The 20,160-nt window shown below is 65.9% G+C and carries 13 protein-coding genes; 5 read left to right on the forward strand and 8 right to left on the reverse strand.

The window, feature by feature from the left end:
* Positions 1-9: 9 nt before the first annotated feature.
* The gene (locus tag JNG39_RS11570) at positions 10-2,094 is read right to left on the reverse strand and encodes a catalase (protein WP_368311530.1); all 2,085 of its coding nucleotides are present in this window, start codon (positions 2,092-2,094) and stop codon (positions 10-12) included.
* A gap of 211 nt (positions 2,095-2,305) precedes the next feature.
* On the opposite strand from JNG39_RS11570, the gene JNG39_RS11575 reads away from it, so the two are divergent.
* A complete protein-coding gene (locus tag JNG39_RS11575; RefSeq protein WP_368311531.1) occupies positions 2,306-3,391 on the forward strand; it encodes an XdhC family protein in 1,086 nt (361 codons plus the stop codon).
* 104 nt (positions 3,392-3,495) lie between these two features.
* Here the strand turns inward: JNG39_RS11575 and paoC are convergent, their stop codons facing one another.
* The 3 genes from paoC to paoA are packed head-to-tail and all read right to left on the reverse strand — an operon-like array spanning position 3,496 to position 7,278.
* Positions 3,496-5,688: an aldehyde oxidoreductase molybdenum-binding subunit PaoC gene (gene paoC / locus JNG39_RS11580; RefSeq protein WP_368311532.1), complete on the reverse strand. Its 2,193-nt coding sequence runs from the start codon at positions 5,686-5,688 to the stop codon at positions 3,496-3,498.
* A 4-nt stretch (positions 5,689-5,692) separates the two neighbouring features.
* Positions 5,693-6,643 carry a xanthine dehydrogenase family protein subunit M gene (locus tag JNG39_RS11585; protein ID WP_368311533.1) on the reverse strand — a complete coding sequence of 317 codons (951 nt, stop codon included), beginning with the start codon at positions 6,641-6,643 and terminating at the stop codon, positions 5,693-5,695.
* Complete coding sequence (gene paoA, locus JNG39_RS11590) at positions 6,640-7,278, reverse strand: aldehyde dehydrogenase iron-sulfur subunit PaoA (protein WP_368311534.1); 639 nt, start codon at positions 7,276-7,278, stop codon at positions 6,640-6,642. The genes JNG39_RS11585 and paoA overlap by 4 nt, the downstream gene beginning before the upstream one ends.
* Positions 7,279-7,395: 117 nt before the next feature.
* On the opposite strand from paoA, the gene JNG39_RS11595 reads away from it, so the two are divergent.
* The gene (locus JNG39_RS11595; protein ID WP_368311535.1) at positions 7,396-7,989 is read left to right on the forward strand and encodes an NTP transferase domain-containing protein; all 594 of its coding nucleotides are present in this window, start codon (positions 7,396-7,398) and stop codon (positions 7,987-7,989) included.
* A gap of 6 nt (positions 7,990-7,995) precedes the next feature.
* Here the strand turns inward: JNG39_RS11595 and tehA are convergent, their stop codons facing one another.
* Complete coding sequence (gene tehA / locus JNG39_RS11600; protein ID WP_368311536.1) at positions 7,996-8,949, reverse strand: dicarboxylate transporter/tellurite-resistance protein TehA; 954 nt, start codon at positions 8,947-8,949, stop codon at positions 7,996-7,998.
* 268 nt (positions 8,950-9,217) lie between these two features.
* On the opposite strand from tehA, the gene JNG39_RS11605 reads away from it, so the two are divergent.
* A complete protein-coding gene (locus JNG39_RS11605) occupies positions 9,218-10,324 on the forward strand; it encodes a glycosyltransferase family 9 protein (protein WP_368311537.1) in 1,107 nt (368 codons plus the stop codon).
* Between the two features lie 252 nt (positions 10,325-10,576).
* Entirely contained in the window at positions 10,577-12,508 is a 1,932-nt protein-coding gene (locus JNG39_RS11610) for an LTA synthase family protein (RefSeq protein WP_368311538.1), read from the forward strand.
* Positions 12,509-12,532: 24 nt separating this feature from the next.
* On the opposite strand, the gene JNG39_RS11615 is transcribed toward JNG39_RS11610, so the two are convergent.
* Positions 12,533-14,899, reverse strand: a complete 2,367-nt coding sequence (locus tag JNG39_RS11615; protein ID WP_368311539.1) for a DNA polymerase II — start codon at positions 14,897-14,899, stop codon at positions 12,533-12,535.
* A 152-nt stretch (positions 14,900-15,051) separates the two neighbouring features.
* On the opposite strand from JNG39_RS11615, the gene JNG39_RS11620 reads away from it, so the two are divergent.
* Positions 15,052-15,756, forward strand: coding sequence for a FadR/GntR family transcriptional regulator (locus JNG39_RS11620; RefSeq protein ID WP_368311540.1), 705 nt, complete (start codon positions 15,052-15,054; stop codon positions 15,754-15,756).
* 119 nt (positions 15,757-15,875) lie between these two features.
* Here the strand turns inward: JNG39_RS11620 and JNG39_RS11625 are convergent, their stop codons facing one another.
* Both JNG39_RS11625 and JNG39_RS11630 read right to left on the reverse strand, forming a co-directional pair.
* The gene (locus JNG39_RS11625) at positions 15,876-17,063 is read right to left on the reverse strand and encodes a glycoside hydrolase family 27 protein (protein WP_368311541.1); all 1,188 of its coding nucleotides are present in this window, start codon (positions 17,061-17,063) and stop codon (positions 15,876-15,878) included.
* A 26-nt stretch (positions 17,064-17,089) separates the two neighbouring features.
* Positions 17,090-19,972 carry a TonB-dependent receptor gene (locus tag JNG39_RS11630; protein WP_368311542.1) on the reverse strand — a complete coding sequence of 961 codons (2,883 nt, stop codon included), beginning with the start codon at positions 19,970-19,972 and terminating at the stop codon, positions 17,090-17,092.
* Between the last annotated feature and the right edge of the window lie 188 nt (positions 19,973-20,160).

The following is a 20,160-nucleotide window of genomic DNA, read 5'->3' on the forward strand; positions in this document are numbered from 1 at the left end:
GGGAGTGCTTCAGGCCAGGAGGCGCACTTTCGCTTCGCGGTCGAAGAAACGTCCCTTCGCACCCTCGATGAACGCCTTGTGCTTCGCCAGGTCGAACACGCCTTCGTCGGCCTCCAGGCCGGCCGCCTCGAACAGGCTCCGGCCGCCCGCATCGAGGCCGATGGCCTTGAGGTGGCCGAAGGCGTCGCGCACGAAGTCGACGGCGGCGGCTTCCTTGGCCAATGCCTTGGCGCCCTCGGCACCCAGCACCACGGCGACGGCATCGAAGTTGATCGACGGGGTGCCGGCCAACTGGCCGTCGGCCTCCATCTTGCCGCCGTCCGACAGACGGGCGCCGCCCACCTTCGGTGCCACGATCTTCACCGTGGCGCCGGCGTTCTCCGCCGCCTTCCTGACGCTCGCGACCGATGCCGCGTCGGAACCGTCGTCGATGAGGATGCCGACCGTGCGTCCCTCGAGCGTGGCCTTCATCTTGCCGATGATCTGCAGCGCCGGGGACGGCTTCATCTCGACGAGTGCGGCCTTCGCCTTGGGCGCCGGCGGGAGCTTGTCCAGCGCCAGGCCGTCGGCGACCCGCTTGGCGAGGTCTTCGTCAACATGACGAAGATGGCCGACCACGGCCTGGCGCACGTGCAGCGTTTCCACCTTGGACAATTCGAAGACCAGCGCGGAGGCGATGTGCGCCTGCTCGTAGACGGTCTGGCTGGTGTAGAACAGCCTAGCCTGGCTGTAGTGATCGGCGAAGGTTTCCGCACGAATGCGGCCACGCGCCCCGGCTTCCTCGGCGGCGAACGAGCGGAAGCCGCGGCGTGGGTCCTCGCGTGGCGTATCGCCCTCCAGCGAACTCGGGCCATAAGCCACGCGTCCCTTCGGCACCTGGTGCTGCATGTGAGCGTCGCGCTGGTTGTTCGCGAACGGGCACTTCGGCGCGTTGATGGGCAACTGGTGGAAATTGGGCGAGCCCAGGCGGGACAGCTGGGTGTCCAGGTAGGAGAACAGCCGCCCCTGCAACAACGGGTCGTTGCTGAAATCGATGCCCGGCACCAGGTGCGAGGGGCAGTACGCCACCTGCTCGGTTTCGGCGAAGAAGTTGTCGGGCCAACGGTCCAGCACCATCCGGCCGACGATCTTCAGGGGAACCAGCTCCTCGGGGATGAGCTTGGTGGCGTCCAGGTGATCGAAGGGGAACTTGGCCGCCTGTTCCTCAGTGAACAACTGCACGCCGAGCTCCCATTCGGGGAAGTTGCCCGCCTGGATCGACTCGAAGAGATCGCGGCGATGGAAGTCTGGATCGGCGCCCGCCAGCTTCACCGCCTCGTCCCATACGGTGGATTGCAGGCCCAGCTTGGGCCGCCAATGGAACTTCACGAACGTGCTCTTGCCCTTGGCATTCACCAGGCGGAACGAGTGGATGCCGAAGCCCTCGATCATGCGCAGCGACCGGGGGATGGCCCGGTCGGACATCGCCCACATGATCATGTGGAAGGCTTCGGGCGTGAGGGAAATGAAATCCCAGAACGTGTCGTGGGCGCTGGCCGCCTGCGGGAACCCGCGATCGGGTTCCATCTTCACGGCGTGGATCAGGTCGGGAAACTTGATCGCATCCTGGATGAAGAACACGGGGATGTTGTTGCCCACCAGGTCCCAGTTGCCTTCCTTGGTATACAGCTTCACCGCGAAGCCGCGCACGTCGCGCGGCGTGTCCACCGATCCCGCACCGCCCGCCACCGTGGAGAAACGGGTGAACACGGGCGTGCGCTCGCCGACCTCGGTGAGCACCCGGGCGGTGGTGTAGTCGGCCAGCGAGGCCGTCAGTTCGAAGTACCCATGCGCCGCCGAGCCGCGCGCGTGGACGATGCGCTCCGGGATGCGTTCGTGGTCGAAATGGGTGATCTTCTCGCGGAGGATGAAATCCTCCAGCAACACGGGGCCGCGCTCACCGATCTTCAGCGAGTTCTGGTCGTCGCTGACGGCGACGCCTTGGTTGGTCGTCAACGGGGCATGCGAGCCTCCGGCTTCCTGGTGGAGTTCGTCCCCGTTTCCACGCGACTCGCTCGCTGCCGACGCATCGGCGCTCTTCTTCTTGCTGACCATGGCGGACCCCGGCTTGAATGGTCAGGCCAACCTGCGCTCACGCGTGTATAGAAAGGGTCGCGATGCCATGAACGGCCGGGAGCGCGGCCGCGACGTCCGGCAGCAAGCCTCGACGGGGCGTCTTGGGCGCCTTGATGTCCGGTGCTTGACCCAGCGGCGATGAAAAAGGCTTCATAGTGGCTTCCTTTATCGCAGGGACCGCACGACACCCATGAACTCGGCCCACGAACTGCGCACGCTGGTCGACGCGCTCATCGACCTGCGTGAACGGTCACGCACGGGCGCGCTGGCCACGCTCACCCGTACTCGCGGATCCACGTTCCGCCGCGTAGGCACGAGCATGCTCGTGCACGACGACGGCGGCATCGTCTGTGAACTGTCCGGCGGATGCCCGCAGCGCGACATCGTCGAGCGCGCGCGGGACGCCATGCGCGACGGCACCCCGCGGATCGTGCGGTACAACGCGGCGAACGGCCTGGACCTGATGATCGAGATGGGGTGCGGCGGCGAGCTGGACATCCTGATCGAGCCGTTGGTGGGGCCTCGTTGCCTCGACTTCGTCGATGCCCTCGACGAGGGTATCCGGCGGCGCCGTCCGGGACGCCTCGTGACCCTGTTCGCCCAGAACGGGCAGGCCGTGCCGCCTCGACGCCAGGTCTGGTTCGGCGGGGAACGGCACTATGACGGCATCGGCGACCCCGTGCTGGACGAGGCGCTCGCCGCCACCGTATCCGACCACGATGCCCGGTCGTCCACGTTTTCGCTGCAAACGTCGCGTGGAACCGCCGAGGTGCTGGTCGAGCTGGTCGCACCGTTGCACCGCCTCGTCGTGATCGGCAGCAGCGCGGCGGCCCATGCCATGCTCCCGCTGGCGACCGCCCTGGGTTGGCCCGTGACCCTGGTCGACTCGAACCCCGACCGCCTGCGCCTGCCGACCCTTCCGGGCGAGGTGCACACGGTATGCGCGAGTCCCGATGCCCTGACCCGGCACTACCCGTTCGACGCATATACCTCGGTGGTGGTGATGACCCACAACCTCGAACAGGACATGGCCTACATCCACGCGCTACGCGATACGCCGCTGACCTACGTCGGCGTCATCGGCTCGCGCGACCGCGTGCGGCGCATGCACGAGGGCGAGCGGCTGTCCGGCCGCACCGTCCACGCGCCGGCCGGACTGGACATCGGCTCGGAAACCCCGACGGAGATCGCGCTGGCCATCGCCGCGGAGATCGTCGCGACGATCCATGACCGCTCCGGCGGGCCCTTGCGCGACCGCGACGGCGCGATCCATTGACGCGGGATCGCGCTTCGCAGGAATTCGCCGATACGATCGACTCCCACTCCTTCGGTGGCAGACGTTCTACCAGGGAAGGGAGCCGATCGTATCGGCGAAAAGCGTCAAACCGTGGGCAATCCTCTCAGCAACTTATCGAGCGTGACCGGGTAATCGCGCACGCGCACGCCGGTGGCGTTGTACACGGCATTGGCGATCGCCGCGGCCACGCCGCAGATGCCCAGCTCGCCCACCCCCTTGGCCTTCATCGGTGAGGACTTCGGATCGGTCTCGTCGAGGAACACGACCTCCTGGTGGGGGATGTCCGCGTGCACCGGCACTTCGTAGCCGGCCAGGTCGTGGTTCACGAAGAAGCCAAGCCGCTTGTCGACCACGAGCTCTTCCATGAGCGCCGCGCCGACGCCCATGGTCATCGCGCCGATGACCTGGCTGCGTGCCGAGGTCGGGTTGAGGATGCGTCCCGCGGCGCAAACGGCCAGCATGCGCCGTACGCGGATCTCGCCGGTGGCGGCGTGCACGCCTACCTCGACGAAATGCGCACCGAAGGTGGATTGCTGGAAACGCTTTTCGAGGTCGCCGTATTCCATGGTGTCCTCGCCCACCACCTCACCCTTCGCGGCGGCTTGCGCCAGCGGCAGGCTGCGTCCCCCCGCGCTGACCTTGCCTTCCTCGAACACCGCCGTCGCCGGATCGAGGCCGAGGTTCTTCGCCACGTTCTCGCGCAGCTTCACGCAGGCCGCGTAGACGCCCGCGGTGGAACTGTTGCCGCCCCACTGGCCGCCCGATCCCGCGGAGACGGGAAAGTCCGAATCGCCCAGCTTCACCACCACCTTCTCGATGGGCAGCCCGAGCATCTCGGCGGCGGTCTGCGCGATGATGGTGTAGCTGCCCGTGCCGATGTCGGTCATGTCGGTCTCGACGGTGGCCGTTCCATCGGCGGCCAGCCGCACGCGCGCGCCCGATTTCATCACGAGGTTATTGCGAAAAGCCGAGGCCACGCCCATGCCGACCAGCCAGGCGCCGTCGCGCTTCGTGCCCGGTGTGGACGAGCGGTTCTTCCAGCCGAAACGGTCGGCACCCTCGCGCATGCATTGCACGAAGTTGCGCTGCGAGAACGGGCGTTCCGGTTTTTCCGGGTCCACCTGGGTGTCGTTGAGGATGCGGAACTGCACCGGGTCGAGCTTCAGTTTCTCGGCCATTTCGTCGATGGCGATTTCCAGCGCCATCAGGCCGGGCGCTTCGCCTGGCGCGCGCATCGCATTGCCTTCGGGCAGATCGAGCACGGCGAGGCGCATCGCGGTCATGCGGTTGGCGCCCGCGTAGAGCAGGCGGGTCTGGTTCACCGCGGTTTCCGGACCGCCGCCCTTGAGATCGCCCGACCAGCTTTCGTGACCGATCGCCGTGATCTTGCCGTCTTCGCCGGCGCCGATGCGGATGCGCTGGATCGTGGCCGGCCGGTGCGTGGTGTTGTTGAACATCACCGGCCGAGGCAGGGTGACGGCCACCGGCCGCTTCGCGGCCCGCGCGCCGAGCGCGGCCAGCAAGGCGTCCGCGCGGACGAAAAGCTTGCCGCCGAAACCGCCACCGATATAGGGCGAGATCAGACGGACGTTGTCCTTGGGCAGGCCGAGCGTGGCCGCCACGTCGCCCTTGCTCCAGGCGATCATCTGGTTGGCCGTCCAGATCGTGACCTTGTCGCCTTCCCACGCCGCGATGGAGGCATGCGGTTCCATCATGGCGTGCGACTGGTCGGGCGTGGTGTAAGTGGCGTCCAACTTCACCGGAGCGCCTGCATAGGCCCCCGCGAAGTCGCCGACCGCGCTGTCCGCGTCGTCGCCTGGCTTGGTGGCCGAGCCTTTCGCGGCCGCCAGGTCGAACGCGCCTTTCTCGCGGGCGTATTCCACCTTCACCAGCGAAGCGGCCCAACGCGCCTGCTCGAAGGTATCGGCCACCACCACCGCGAGGGCCTGGTGGTAATGCTGGACCTCGGGGCCGCCGAGCAGCTTGGCGGTGTTGTACTTGCCCTTGCCGAGAGCGCCGGCGTCCTTCGCCGTGACGATCGCCAGCACGCCCGGCGCGCGCCTTGCGCGGCTGGTATCGATGGAAAGCACGCGCCCCTTGCCGATCGTCGCCGGCACGATGTACCCGTAGGCGTGGTCGGGTACCGCGTCGTGGCGCTCATAGGCATAGCGCGCGGTGCCGGTCGTCTTGAGCGGCCCCTCGACGCGTGGATGGGGCTTGCCGACGACCTTGAGGCGATCGATGGGATTGATGGTGGCGGGCGTATCGAATTTCATGGCATCACCCCTTCGCTTGCGCCAGCACGGAGGCAAGCGTGCGTTCGACCAGCGGAACCTTCATGGCGTTGTGTTGGGTCGTTTGCGCGCCGGCCAGCAGGCGGGCCGTGACGGCCTTCGCGCCCTGCGGCAGTTCGGCCTCCGCGGCCTCGACGCGCCACGGCTCGGGCGCCACGCCGCCGAGGGCCACGCGACCGCTGCCGTCCTTCTGCACCACGGCCGCCACGGAGACCAGGGCGAACGCGTACGAAGCCCGGTCGCGCACCTTGTGATAGACGTGCGTACCTCCCAACGGCCTGGGCAGCGTCACCGCGGTGATGAGTTCACCAGGCTGGAGCGTGTTCTCCACGTTCGGCGTGTTGCCAGGCAGCACGTAGAAGTCGGCGATGGGTATGCTGCGGGCCTTGCCGTCTGGCTGCACGGTTTCCACCTTGGCATCGAGCAATCGCATCGCCACGGCCATGTCGCTGGGGTGCGCGGCGATGCATGCCTTGCTGACGCCGACGATGGCGTGCGAACGGCTGAAGCCGCCGAGCGCCGCGCAACCGCTGCCGGGGAGCCGCTTGTTGCAGGCTTGATGCGTGTCGTAGAAATACGGGCAACGCGTGCGCTGGAGCAGGTTGCCCGCCGTGGTCGCCTTGTTGCGCAACTGGCCCGACGCACCGGCGAGCAGCGCGCGCGAGAGCACGGCGTAGTCGCTGCGCACGATGCGGTCGGCGGCGAGATCGGTGTTGCGTACCAGGGCGCCGATGCGCAGGCCGCCGTCGTCGGTTTTCGAGATCGTGTCCAGGTCCAGGCCGTTGACGTCGACCAGGTGGTCCGGCTCCTCCACGCCGATCTTCATGAGATCGAGCAGGTTGGTGCCGCCGGCGATGAATTTCGTGTTGCGCGTGCGTGCCGCCGCGGCGGCCGCCTGGGCCGGGGAGGTGGCACGTTCGTAGGTGAACGGTTTCATGCCTTGCTCCCGGCGACCTCGGTCATCGCCTCGATGATGTTGGAATACGCGCCGCACCGGCAGATGTTGCCGCTCATGCGCTCGCGCAGTTCGACCTCTCCCACCGCGGCCTTCGACCCCAGGTCGGCGGTGACGTGGCTGGGCACGTCGCGCCGTATCTCGTCGAGCACGCCGACGGCGCTGCATATCTGTCCGGGTGTGCAGTAGCCGCACTGGTAACCGTCGTGCTTGACGAAGGCGGCCTGCATCGGATGCAGCTTGTCGGGTGTGCCCAGGCCTTCGATGGTGGTGACCTTGGCGCCCTGGTGCATCACGGCGAGGGTGAGGCAGCTGTTGATCCGTCGCCCGTCGACCAGCACCGTGCAGGCACCGCATTGACCATGGTCGCAACCCTTCTTGGTACCGGTGAGGTGCATGTGCTCGCGAAGGGCGTCGAGCAGCGTCGTGCGCGTGTCCAGCTCGAGCGTCTGCGGCTTGCCGTTGACCTCCATCGCCACCTGCGCCATGACCGGGGGACGGCCCCCGTCGGCCGTGGCCATTTTCGCGAGCAGCGGAGGCGACGCGGCCACGGTGGCGGACACCGCGCTGAGTTTCAGGAATCCGCGGCGGGAAACCTGCAGATCGTTGGAATCCATGGCGTTACCTCGATGCCGGCGGGTAGTCGAAGGATGCGTGCTGCGATCACAGATACCAGAATCCAGGCCCCGCTTGGTGTAGCTTTCATGAAACCACCACGCGCGGAAGGCATCAGGATGCAGCGGCACGATGCGGTGATCCTGGCGGCCGGCGGAAGCCGTCGGCTCGGACGGATCAAGCAGAATCTCACCATCGGCGGAGAGACCCTTCTCGCGCGCACCCGGCGGCTCGTGGCGTCGACTCGGCCGGAAAGGCTTATCGTGGTGCTGGGCGCGTTCGCCGATACGCTGGCGGCGCAGCTGCCGGACGGCGACGTGTTGATCAACGCCCGCTGGGCCAGCGGCATGGCGTCGTCGCTGCGGCGGGCATCGGACGCACTCGAAGGCCGCGCGTTGCCGGTGCTGGTCACGGTGGTGGATCAACCAGCGCTTTCCGAGGCCCATCTGCAGGCGTTGCTTGCCGCTTACGACGGCGAATGCGACGTGGTCAGTGCTTATGGTCCGATCCGCGGCGTTCCTGTCGTCCTTCGGCCCGCGACGATGCGGCGCGCCTCGTCGCTCGAAGGCGACCGGGGATTCCGCGAGCTGTGGCGCACGGGAGACGTCCGCTCCGTTCGCGATGACGGGCTCGTCCAGGACCTGGACACCGAAGACGACGTGCTGGCGGCCATCCGCGGAAACCTGCTCGATCCGGTGCCCACCCCTGGGTAGGCCGGGTCACGCCGTCTTCGGCGGCAACAGTTTTCCCTGCGCGATGCGCACCACCGTGCCGATGGCGATCAGCGCCATCGCGATGTTGGTCAGGGCGAAGATCACCGGTGCGATCACCGCGATGGCTCCCGTCACGCCGCGCGACACCATCTGGATCGCGCCTGCCGAGATCGCGGTCAATCCGAAGCTGAAAGCCCAATAGCTCGGTGCGAACGGCTGCTTCGTGATCCAGGGCAACAGGCGGATCAACACGAACAGCTGGAAGAGGCCGTAACCCCACATCGCCTGGACGAAGGGGCCGGGCATGCCCGGATCGATCGCCAGCCAGGCGGTGACGGCCACCACGGGCGGCGCGAGCTGGATGCCCAGCGTGGGTCGCAGCGGCACCGGCAACGGCACGGCGTGGAACATGCGATTGACGATCACCGACTCCAGCGCCAGCCAGGCGAAGCCGCCGGCGCCCAGGAACAGGATGCCGTAGGACGGATGGCCGAGCGCACCCGCGACGATCGCGACGATGAAGTTACCGGCCACCGACGGCAGGTAGATGACCGGCGTGACGGTGGTCATCTCGCGGTCGCCCTGCAGCATGCCGCCCAGGCGCCATACGCTGAAGAGCACGTGGGCGACGGCACCGATCCACAGGAACGCCATCGCCCCCACGTGCGAATACGGCGCCAGCACGACACCCATGAGCGCGGTGCTCGCCGGGGCCAGGCCGATGAAACAGCACTGCACCGGATGCATGGCTTCCGCCACGGCTTCGCGTCGATCCGTCACCCACTTGAGCAGGTACGAGGCGATGAGCAGCGCCCATACGACGAAACCTGCCGCCATGATGGCTTCGCCGACGATCGGCGGCATGTTCCATAGATGCGACGCCCAGCGCCAATCGGCGCCCAGGCCCACGAGGCCCAGCACGATGCCGAAAAACGAGGCGGGAACGGGTCGAATCGCCATGGCGGGTTGTCCTGGTCAAGTGGCGCTGGTCGAGGAGTCCGGCCGCGGGGATCCGCGTCGGCGCACTTCTGTAGCACACCCTGGCGACGGCTTTCTCGCACTTTTCCACGCATGCGTCGCCGGGGCTCCCCGGTCGCGACGCCCTTGCCGGAACGGCCGCAGCGCTCCGCCGCCCGGCGCGCCGGACGCGTCGCATCACAGGAACCGCTAAGGTTCGGCTGGCATCGTAGGCGCGGTATCTGGGTGGTCCAGGCCAAGAGCAGCGTCTATGACAAGCACGTTACCCCTCGCGCAGGCCTCCTCGGTGTCGTCCGGGCGCGTTCCGAACCACGGTTCGCTCCAGCAATGGCGCCGCCGTGCCGTCCGCTGGCTGGTGAACAGACTGGTTCCCCCCGCGCGCAACGACGTGACGGCGGGCGCGCTTCCCCGGATCGGCATCCAGCGCGTACTGGTGTGCCGGCCCAACCATCGGCTGGGCAATACCGTGCTGATGACGCCGCTGATGGCGGAGCTGGAACGCGTCTATCCCGGCGCGGAAATCGACGTGCTCGGCGCCGGCTCGGCCACGCTCGACATCTACGGCGGCTACGCCATGCTGGGCGATACGTTCCTCCTCCACCGCAAGGCGGTCCGCCATCCGCTGGCCACGATCGGAACCCTCCTCGCGTTGCGCAAGAAACGCTACGACCTGGTCATCGACGCCGCGTCGGGATCGTCCTCGGGCAGGATACTCGCCTCGATGAGCGTGGCCCGCTTCCGTCTGCGCGTCGATGCCGCGGGTGACGCCGTGCCGATGCACCTGGCCGCGCGGCCCGTGCACGCGCTTCGATGGGCGCTGGGCGCGGATACGACGCTTCCGATGCCTCCCCTGGACCTGCGCCTGTCGGAAGACGAGCTCAGGACCGGACGCGCCACGCTACGGCGCGTGGTGTCCTCCTCGTACCCGGAAACGGCACCGGTGCTGGCCATCTTTCCCAATGCCACGGGCGCGAAGCGCTACGACGAGGGCTGGTGGTCGACGTTCCTGGCTGAAGTGACCTCCCTCACCGGCCCCCTGCGCATCGTCGAGCTGGTGGCCGCCGACGGCCAGTCGCGCGTGGGCAGCCGCTACCCCACGTATTTCACCAGCGACGTACGCAAACTCGCCGCCTTCATCGACGCTGCGGGGATGTACGTCAGCGCCGACTGCGGCGTGATGCACCTCGCCGGCGCCACGAGCGCCGTGACGATCGGACTGTTCGGCACCACCGATGCGCGCCGCTATGCACCCTATGGCGGCATGAACCTGGCCATACAGACCACCGACGGCGATGCCGTCATCGCGGCCCGGCAAGCCGCCGAGCGGATTCTGCGCACCATCGGCGTTCCGGCCTGAGGACGGACCCTGCCGATTCATCGGGAGCGGGCCGCCACGGTGACGCTGCGATGAGCTTGTCGATACGCGTTTTCGGCCGCGCTACGCGCAAGATCCGACGCTCTTCTCCGTCAGAGTCCATGATGTGACCCTTGGTCGAAAGTTCTTGCTAAGGTCGTTATAAGGAAAGGGAAAGGCAGACGTAAGCCTCCGCTCCTAGGCTTGGCGCGTGCCAGCCGTAACGGCCTGGCCTCGTTCACAAGGCATCCTTCATTGGTTTCGGCATCCTTCGGCGCTCTTCGCCAGCGCTTCCAACCCCTTGCATGGTTCGGCGCGCTGTTCGTCGCCGTCGCCTTCCTCGTTCGGCTGATCCTCCTGGTCAAGACGGGCAAGGGCGTGCCGCACGACGTCATCGATTGGCTTTACGTGTTCGGCGTGGGCCTGGGTTACGACCTGATCACCCTGCTCTACGTCGGCTGGCCGATGCTGCTGGTGCTGTGGCTCGTTCCGCGCCGGGCTTACGTATCCACGTGGGGGCGACGCATCTTTACCGCCTTCGCCTTCATCCTCGCCTTCGGCGTGCTGTACCTGGGCGCGGCCGAGCTGGTGTTCTGGGGCGAATTCGGCGCGCGCTTCAACTTCATCGCGGTGGATTACCTGGTCTACACCCACGAGGTGGTTGGCAATATCCGCGAGTCGTATCCGATCGCGACGTGGACGATACTGCTGGTGCTCGCGACGGTCGCCGTGATCTGGGCGAGTCGCCGGCGCATCGCGCCCCGCGACGAGGGTTCGCGCTTCCTGGCACGCACTGGCGTCGTGGCCGCATGGCTCGTGCTGACCGTGGGCGTCAGCTTCGCGTTCGACGCCTCGATGAAAGACCAATCGCGAAACAACTACGTCAACGAACTCGCGGGCAACGGCATCTACCAGTTCTTCGCGGCCTTTCGGGACAACGAGCTCGACTACGCCAAGTACTACCCGTCGCTTCCCGACAAGCAGGCCTTCGGTCGCCTTCGCACCCTTCTGAAGACGCCGGATGCCACGTTCACCAGCGACGATCCCATGGACATCACGCGCCGCATCGAGGGCGCGGGTCCGGAAAAGAAGCTCAACGTCGTCCTGATCAGCGTCGAGAGCCTGTCGGGCGATTACGTCGAGGGGCTGGACGTGTCCAAGCATCGGCATCTCATGCCGAACCTCGATGCGCTGGCGTCGAAGAGCCTGTTCTTCACGCAGCTCTACGCCAACGGCACGCGCACGGTGCGCGGCCTGGAGGCGCTGTCGCTCTCGGTGCCGCCGACGCCCGGCGAGTCCATCGTCAAGCGTCCGGACAACGAGCACCTCTGGTCGCTGGCCGACGTATTCAACGCAAAGGGCTACACGTCCGAATTCGTCTACGGTGGCTACGGCTACTTCGACAACATGAATCACTTCTTCTCGAGCAACGGCTACGACGCCATCGACCGGAACGTGATCGACGCGAAGGACATCCACGCGGAAAACGTCTGGGGCGTGGCCGACGAAGACCTGTTCTCCCTCGTCATCAAGCGCATGGACGACGCCTACGCGAAGGGCAAGCCGTACTTCGGCCACGTGATGACCACGTCGAACCACCGGCCTTTCACGTTCCCCAAGGGTCGCGTACCCCTTCCGCAGGGCACGCGGCCGGCCGCCGTGCAGTACACCGACTGGGCGATCGCCGATTTCCTCAAGCGCGCCGCGAGCAAACCGTGGTTCGACGATACCGTGTTCGTCATCACGGCCGATCACTGCGCCACCAGCGCGGGCAAGACCAGCCTGCCGCTCAATCGCTACCACATCCCGCTGTACATCTATTCGCCGAAGCATATCGCGCCGGGGCGCGTCGACCGGCTGATGAGCCAGATCGACATTCCGCCGACGCTGCTGGGCATGCTGGGTTTCAGCTATACCTCGCGGTTCTACGGCTACGATCTCTTCAAGCTGGAGCCCGGGCGTGAGCGGGCCTTCGTCAGCACCTATCAGGAACTGGGCTACCTGCGCGGCGACCGGCTGGATTCGCTCGTGCCGCGGCAACCGGTGAAGGAACTGATTCCGGACAGGGTGAGCGGCGACGCCGAGCCTGCGGAGCATCCGAACAAGGAAAACGGCGACGACGCCGTGGCCTATTACCAGACGGCAGCCTATCTCTTCACGCACGGATTGATGCGACACACGCCATAGCGGCGTCGCGCCGGCCCCACGCTTTCAGAACAGCTCGACCTGCCGGCTGGCGAGGCTCGCGAAGCTGTCGCCCAGGGGGGCCAGGATCGCATCCGCGATCGGCGCCAGCTGATGGTCGACATAGTGCTCGTGGTCGATCGTCGAATGCCTGGCCTCGAGCGGCTCCGGTCCGCTGACGGTCATGACGTAGGCGATCCACCCGCCGTTCTGATAGCGCAGCGGCCGCCCCTGCCGTGCATGATGCTCGTCGGCGAGCCGCGCGGCGCGTACCTGCGGCGGCGTGATGCTCTCGTACGAGCTGAGCTTGCCGCGAAGCCGCTTGCGATAGACCAGCAGGTCGTCCATCTCGCCCGCGTGCAAGGCCTTCAGGTAGCCGCGGATGAAGTCCACGTACGGCTCGCCACGGAATATCCGCCCGAACAGCTCCCGCTGGAAACGCTGGGCGAGCGGGGTCCAGTCGCTTCGTACCGTTTCGAGGCCACGGAACACCAGCTCGTCGCTCCCGTCATCGGCCACCGTGAGGCCGGCATACCGTTTCTTGCTGCCCAGCTCGCTGCCGCGGATCGTCGGCATGAAGAATCGCCGGTAGTGCGTGTCGAACTCGATTTCGAGGAAGCTCTCGATGCGCATCGACGACGCGAGGTGGTCCGTCCACCACCGGTTGATCCGTTCGACCAGCCGACCGGCCACCGCCATGGCCTCGTCTTCGGCATGCGCACGCCCCAACCAGATGAAGATCGAGTCGGTGTCGCCGTAGATGGCTTCGTAGCCCGCTTCTTCCACGAGCGTGCGCGTGTCGCGCATGATCTCGTGCCCGCGGAGGGTCACGGCGGCGGCCACCTTGGGATCGAAGAAGCGCGCGCCGGAAGCGCCGAGCACACCCACGAAGGCATTCATCAGCAGCTTGAATGCCTGCGAGAGCGGTTGGTTGCCGGCCTTCTTGGCCTTGTCCCGACTCGTCCACAGGGCTTCGATGATGCCCGGCAGGCAATGCCTGGTACGCGAGAACCGCGTCCCGTTGGGGCCTTGAACGGCATCCTCGTCGTCGCGTCCTTCCGCCAATCCCACCGGGTCGACCAGAAAGGTGCGGATGATCGACGGATACAGGCTCTTATAGTCCAGCACGAGCACGGAGTCGTAGAGTCCGGGGCGCGAATCCATCACGAAGCCACCCGGATAGGATGGCCCCGAACCGTCGCCGACATTCGGCGCCACGTATCCCGCGCGATGCATGCGCGGCAGGTAGTGGTGGCTGAAGGCGGCGATCGATCCCCCGAAGTGATCGGCCTGCAGGCCGGTGGCGTTCGCCCGCTCCAGCGCGAAGTCCAGCAACGTCGCCTTGTCGAAGATCCGCGTGACCAGCTCGCAGTCCTTGAGGTTGTAGGCGGCCAATGCGGGCTTGTCTTCACGGAAGCGCCGTTCGATCTCGGCCATGCGATGCCACGGGTCGTCCACGGACTTGCCTTCGCCCAACAGCGACTGCGCGACGGTTTCGAGGCTGAAGGAAGGAAACGACCACATCGCGGCCCGCATCGCCTCGATGCCGTCGATGGCGAGCCGCCCGGGGATGGAGGCGAACACGAAGCCTTCGCGGCGCCGGTGATCGCGCCATTCGATGGGCCGTCCCCCGCGTCCCAGCGCGAGCACCCGCCCGCACCGATCGGCGCAGGCCTGGAGCATCTTGAGGTCGAACTGCACCAGGTTCCAGCCGATGATCGCGTCGGGGTCGTGTTCGCGAAACCACGCGTTCAACGCCATGATCATCTGCGCTCGGTCCGCGCAGTAGGTCAGGTCGAAGCCGTCGGGCGAGGCATCACCGGACGGTGCCTCGCCGAGCATGTAGACCTGCCGCTGGCCGCAGCCTTCCAGGGCGACGGAATACAGTTCGCCACGCTCGCTGGTCTCGATATCGAGCGACACGGTGCGTAGCGAGGGACGCCACGCGTCGGCGGCCCGGATCCGCCGCCGCCCGTCCGGCACGGTGTCGACGGTGACCGACGCCGTGATGAAGCGCTCCATCAGGTACCGATCGGCGGGCCGTATGTCGGCCTCGTGAACCGCCACGCCCTTTTCCGCGAGTCGCTTCTCCAGGCGAAGCATGGTCCGGTAGCCCTTCGTGTACAGGCCAAGCACCGGCTCCCCGTCGAAGGTCTTCATCGGCAAGGGCTTCAGCGTTACCGAGCGATCTCCGCCGATCGCCGCCTCGATATCCTCGCGACGCGACGCTTGAACGAAGGCCACCGACGGATGCGCCGGCACCGACACCAGCGAAGGGCCCCGCGCGGTCGTGACCCAGAATTCGACTTCAGCGCCTTCATGGGTATCGCGCCAGTGGCGCGTAAGGATGAAGCCGGGTTCGGAAGCGGTCGCGGCGTTCGTCGGGGGCGTCATGGGCCGCCGATGATACTCCAGGCGGTGCGAGGATCCTCCGGTGCCCTCGACGGTCGGCATGGCCATCAATGACGCTGGACGTTCGATCTGCTATAAGTCACGAAGCAGTATTTGTAGGACAAATACCGGGCTTTCCGATAGGGGATCGGCAGATGGTGAAACTGGCGGTCGTACGGAACCTGCATCACCAGGTCATCCAGGAGCTGGGCCGCTTGATCGTCAGCGGCGAGCTGGCCATCGGACAGAACCTCCCTCGCGAAGAAGTGCTGGCCGAGCGGATGAGCGTCAGCCGCACCGCGTTGCGCGAAGCCATGAAGGTCCTGTCGGCGAAGGGCTTGATCGAATCGCGCCAGAAGACCGGCACGCGCGTGCGCGAGGAGATGTACTGGAACCAGCTCGATGCCGACGTGCTCGCCTGGCGCTGCGAGTCCATGCCCACCGATGCCTTCGTCGAGAAACTGGTGGAAATGCGCGAACTCATCGAGCCCGCCGCGGCGGCCGCGGCGGCGAGGCGCCGCACCGACGAACAGCTCGCGGTGATCGAGTCGGCCTACGAGGCCATGGCGGCCGCCGAGACCCTGGACGCATGGGCGGTAGCCGATCTGGCCTTCCATGAGGCCGTGTTGCGGGCGACGAACAACGAGCTGATGTCGTCGCTGTTCTCGGTGATCGAGAGTGCCCTGGGTACTTACTTCGTGCTATCTGCGCGGAATTCAGCGAACTTCAAGAACGCGCTGCCGCAGCACTACAAGGTGTACGAGTCCATCCGTCGCCGTCACCCCGAGGTGGCCAGGCAGGCCATGAACCGCATGGTGTCGGACTCGCGCAGCAACCTGAAGAAACAGCGTAGCCGATAGCTCCGTCGGATTCGCCGACACGGTCGGCTCCCACCCCTTCGGTCGCAAGGTTTCGACAACCTGACTACCGAAGGGGTGGGAGCCGATCGTATCGGCGAACGGGCTTGCCCTAAGCGCGATTACTCGCTGATCCGGTACATCACCGTGGCATGCGGTGCCAGGTTCACCTTGATCGAACCGTCGCCCTTCGCATCCGTGTGCGCCCATAGGTCGCGCATGGTGTAGCTACCCGCTTTCAGCCCGAGGTCGGCGACCGTCACGTTGACATCCTTCGCCGCGTCGTTCTCGTTGAACACGGCCACGGCATGCGAGCCGTCCTTCATCGGCTTGACGATGACGTGGATGCCGCCGGCATCGCTCACCTGCTTGCCCTGAACGCCGAGCGGATCCTGGTTGACGGCGATGACATCCTTGTTGAGCAGGATCTTCAGCGCATCGGGCTTGATCTTACGTAGATCCGTGCCGATCAGCAGCGGCGAGTTCATGATCGACCACAGGCTGAAGTGGCTCTGGTATTCGACGTCGGTCATGCCGCCGTTACCCACTTCGAGCATGTCGGGGTCGTTCCAGTGCCCCATGCTCGCGTACTGGTCGAGCACCACGTTCTGCTTGAAGATCTTCAGCATCGACGCGTAGGTGTCGGTGATGTCACCCGTGGTACGCCAGGAACCGGCTTCGACGGGTGCCTTGCCGGCCCACAGCCAGGGCTTGTTCTCGCCCCATTCGCACATGCTGAAGAAGATCTCCCGCCCGCTTTCGCGCAGGGCGTCGGCCATGGCGGTATAACGCTTCTTCGCGTCGATCTTCTGGTTGTTGCAGTTGTCGTACTTGAGGTAATCCACGTCCCACGAGGCGAACGACTTCGCGTCGTCCTTCTCGTGGCCCAGGCCACCCGGAAAACCACGGTTTTCCTTCAGCGGCTCGCAGGTGGAGGTACCGGCGCTCGAGTACAGGCCGAACTTCAGGCCCTTGGAGTGGATGTAGGCCGCCAGCGCCTTGATGCCGCTGGGGAAGCGCTTCGGGTTGGGCTGCAGGTGCCCATCCTTGTCGCGCTGCCAGTTCGCCCAGCAGTCGTCGATGTTGACGTACTGGTAGCCCGCATCCTTCAGGCCGAGGCTGACGAACTTGTCGGCGATGCCGCGGATCATGTCCTCGTTGAATTCATCGCGGCAATGCGTGGAGTTCCAGTTGTTGAAGCCCATCTGCGGGAGCGCCGGCGTGGATTGCGCGGCGTTCGCAGGGGCGGCGACGACGCCGAGCACGCCCATGAGCATGCCGAGCGCCGCGCCTCGCAGAAGCGTTGTCATGGAAACGTTCATCGATACTCCGTGGATCAGAAGGTGCCGCGCACGCCGATGGTGTACTGCGTGCCGTCCGCTTCGGCATAGAGGAAGCGGTTGCGGTACACCGAGTAGTCGTACAGATGCTCGTGGGTGAGGTTGGTGCCGGAGACGAAGACCGACAGGTTCTTGTTGATCGCGTAGCTCGCGCTGAGGTCGAGCTGGCCGTAGGACGTGCGCGTGGCAGGCTGCGCGCCGGCGCCGTACGAGATGCTCTCCAGGTACGAACCGCGCCAGTTGTAGGCCAGGCGCACCTGCACGGGGCCCTTCTCGTAATACGCGCTGAGGTTGCCCGAATTACCGATGCCCGGCACCGCGAACGCGCCCTGGGTGGAGATCAGGCCCGGGCTGAGCGAGGTGCTGCTCGACACGTGCGTGTAGTTGAAGGCCATGCCCAGCCCGTCGAACGGATCGGGCAGCACGTTCTTGAACTGGTAGTTGAAGGTCACTTCCTCGCCGTAGATCTTCGACGAGTTGAGGTTGACCGGCTGGGTGAGCGTCCAGGTCAGCGGGTTGCCGCTGGCCGAGTCGTTCAGGAACGTGGTAGGCGTGCTCACCAGCGTGGTGAAGTTGCCGACCTTCTTGTGGAAGCCTTCGACCGCGAGGTAGCTCGCATCGTTGATGTACCACTCCAGGCCCATGTCGAAGTTGGTCGACGTGTAGGGCTGCAGCGCCGGGTTGCCGCGCGAAATCGTCAGCGAATTCGGGCGCGTGCCGAAGCTGGTGTTGTAGTACAGGTTGCTCAGCTGGGGCGGCGTCAGCGTCTTGGAGTACGCGAAGCGGTAAATCAGGTTGTCGAGCAGGTTCCACTTGAAGTTCAGCGACGGCAACCACTTGTGGTAACCGCCATCGGCCGACTGCGGCTGCAGACCGCCGTAGGCGACCTGGCCGTTGCTGGTGTCGTTCGGGTCGATGCGATAGCTGATCGGCGGCTGGTTGATGGCCGTGGAGGTGGAGGTCACGTTCACGTAGCGCATGCCCAGGTCGAGGCCCCAGGGGATGTTCCACAGGGTGCCTTCGAGTTCGGCCTTGGCGAAGAAGGACTTCTGCTTCTCGGCCACTTTGTTGTAGCTGCCCGGGTTGATGGCCGCGTCGAGGTTGCCGCCGTTGGCCGCGAGCCCGGCGAGCAGGGCGTCGCGCTTGTCGGCCGGCAGCTGGTTGTAGGCCGCCGGTGAGGCCAGCCAGGCCAGGTACGCGCGCGGGTCGTAGGCGACCCACTGGTCCGGCAGGCCCGCCGAGGTGACGCCCTTGACGCGATCCGGCGGCGTGTAGAGGTAGGCACCCACCGCATTCGGATCCACGGGAACGTTGTAGCCGCAATACGCGTTGCACAGGATGCCGTTCGGCGTGCCGTAGCTCACCGACGTCACGGACTGCCGGGTGTACTCGCCGCCGAACACCAACCGCGCCAGCATGCCGTCGGTGAAGCTCTTGTCCAGCTTGAGCTGGTACTGGTCGACCTTGTTGGTGACGTTGTTGCCCGAACCCGCGTTGCAGCAATGCGCGTCCAGGTTGGTCAGGTCGGTCGTGGACAGGATGTTGGAGTAGGCCGGCGGGCGGTTGTCGCCACCGTTGGTCCAGGTCGGGTTGACGCCGAAGTTCTTCGCGCCCATCACGAGGAAGTAGCCGTCGGGGCTGACCTTGTTCCACGCCTTGGAGCTGGAGACGTCCAGGCTCAGCTTGGTGTTGGGGTCGATGTCGAAGCCCAGGTTCAGGCCGTTCTGGTAGCTCTTCTCGTAGCTCGGGCTCGACGACAGGATGTAGTCGTTGGCCATCGTCGAGTTGCTCTGGGCCTTGCGCGTGAAGCTGGTGACCGTGTTGTTCTCGTCGGTGGTGAGCGACTGGATGTCGTTGGTGTTGCCGTACTCGCCGAACGCGCGCTGGAGGTTGTCGACCTTGTAGCTCGAGTAGAGCGTATCGAGCTGCACGGTCAGGCGGTCGATCGGCTTCCAGTCGATCGCACCGCTCACGCCCTTGCGGGTACGCGTCTCGTCGATGAAGTTGCTCTGCAGCGTCTCGGGAACGGCGACGTGCTGGTAATTGGGATCGGCCAGGCCGGCGGACTGCGAAATGTTCTGATCGGCGTACCAGGAGTTCGCCTGGGTGTTGATCTGCGTATCCTTGCGCTTGTAGTACGTGGCCGAAACCATGTAGCCGAAGGTGTGGTCGTTGTTGGTCCAACCGAACACGCCCGAGGCCTTGGGCGTGGTCTTGCCCTTCCAGTCGCCGTCGATGTTGCTGTTGACGCCGGCCGCGCTCCAGGCGCCGTGGATGCCGGTGAAGTCGAGCGGGCGCGCGGTCTGGATGTTGACCACGCCGCCGATGTCCACTTCGGGAATGTCGGCCGACGAGGTCTTGTTGACCTGCGCCACGCTGATGATTTCGGAGGGCAGCACGTCGAAGTTGAACGCACGCGAGCCGGAGGCCGTGGCCATCTGCCGGTTGTTGACCGTGACGGCGACGAATTCCGGACCGAAGCCGCGCACGGCGATCTGGCTCGACTCACCGCCGCTGCGATTCACCGATACGCCGGGAACGCGCTGCAAGGCGTCGGCGACGTTGGGATCGGGGAACTTGCCCGTTTCCTCGGCCGAGATCGAGTCGACCACGTTGACCGCGTCGCGCTTGATCTCCTGCGCGCGCTGCAACGCCGCCAGCTGACCGGTCACGGTCATGGCGCCGAGGTCGGTCACCTTCTTGTCCTGGGCTTTCTTGGTCGCATCGTCCTGCGGAGCTGGCGTGGCGGGCGCGGCGCTCGTGGAACTTGCGGCGGGGGCCGCCTGGGCGCTTGCCTGCACGGCGTAGCCGGCCATCCCGATGACACCCGTCGCAACCAGCGCCGCGCGAACCGCGAACGCCATCTTCGTGAGCTGCATGACTTTCCTCCCCTCTATGTGAAATAGCTTTTTTTCGGACGTGCAAAGCGTCGTGTCCATCGGCGCGGTCATCCCTCGTGACGGCCTCACCGCGGCTTACGGCCACCGACCCCACCCTTCCCCAAGGCAACCGGGCCGATCTTCCATTTGTAGTATTTTAAGATTAATACGCAAACGCGTACCTGCAA

The sequence above is a fragment of the Luteibacter sp. CQ10 genome (genome assembly GCF_040900725.1).
GTDB lineage: Bacteria > Pseudomonadota > Gammaproteobacteria > Xanthomonadales > Rhodanobacteraceae > Luteibacter.

What these genes read in the sequence shown, in the direction of transcription:
- JNG39_RS11570 (WP_368311530.1), bottom strand. Translation starts at nt 2,094, where the DNA reads ATGGTCAGCAAGAAGAAGAGCGCCGATGCGTCGGCAGCGAGCGAGTCG.
- JNG39_RS11575 (WP_368311531.1), top strand. Translation starts at nt 2,306, where the DNA reads ATGAACTCGGCCCACGAACTGCGCACGCTGGTCGACGCGCTCATCGAC.
- paoC (WP_368311532.1), bottom strand. Translation starts at nt 5,688, where the DNA reads ATGAAATTCGATACGCCCGCCACCATCAATCCCATCGATCGCCTCAAG.
- JNG39_RS11585 (WP_368311533.1), bottom strand. Translation starts at nt 6,643, where the DNA reads ATGAAACCGTTCACCTACGAACGTGCCACCTCCCCGGCCCAGGCGGCC.
- paoA (WP_368311534.1), bottom strand. Translation starts at nt 7,278, where the DNA reads ATGGATTCCAACGATCTGCAGGTTTCCCGCCGCGGATTCCTGAAACTC.
- JNG39_RS11595 (WP_368311535.1), top strand. Translation starts at nt 7,396, where the DNA reads ATGCAGCGGCACGATGCGGTGATCCTGGCGGCCGGCGGAAGCCGTCGG.
- tehA (WP_368311536.1), bottom strand. Translation starts at nt 8,949, where the DNA reads ATGGCGATTCGACCCGTTCCCGCCTCGTTTTTCGGCATCGTGCTGGGC.
- JNG39_RS11605 (WP_368311537.1), top strand. Translation starts at nt 9,218, where the DNA reads ATGACAAGCACGTTACCCCTCGCGCAGGCCTCCTCGGTGTCGTCCGGG.
- JNG39_RS11615 (WP_368311539.1), bottom strand. Translation starts at nt 14,899, where the DNA reads ATGACGCCCCCGACGAACGCCGCGACCGCTTCCGAACCCGGCTTCATC.
- JNG39_RS11620 (WP_368311540.1), top strand. Translation starts at nt 15,052, where the DNA reads ATGGTGAAACTGGCGGTCGTACGGAACCTGCATCACCAGGTCATCCAG.
- JNG39_RS11625 (WP_368311541.1), bottom strand. Translation starts at nt 17,063, where the DNA reads ATGACAACGCTTCTGCGAGGCGCGGCGCTCGGCATGCTCATGGGCGTG.
- JNG39_RS11630 (WP_368311542.1), bottom strand. Translation starts at nt 19,972, where the DNA reads ATGCAGCTCACGAAGATGGCGTTCGCGGTTCGCGCGGCGCTGGTTGCG.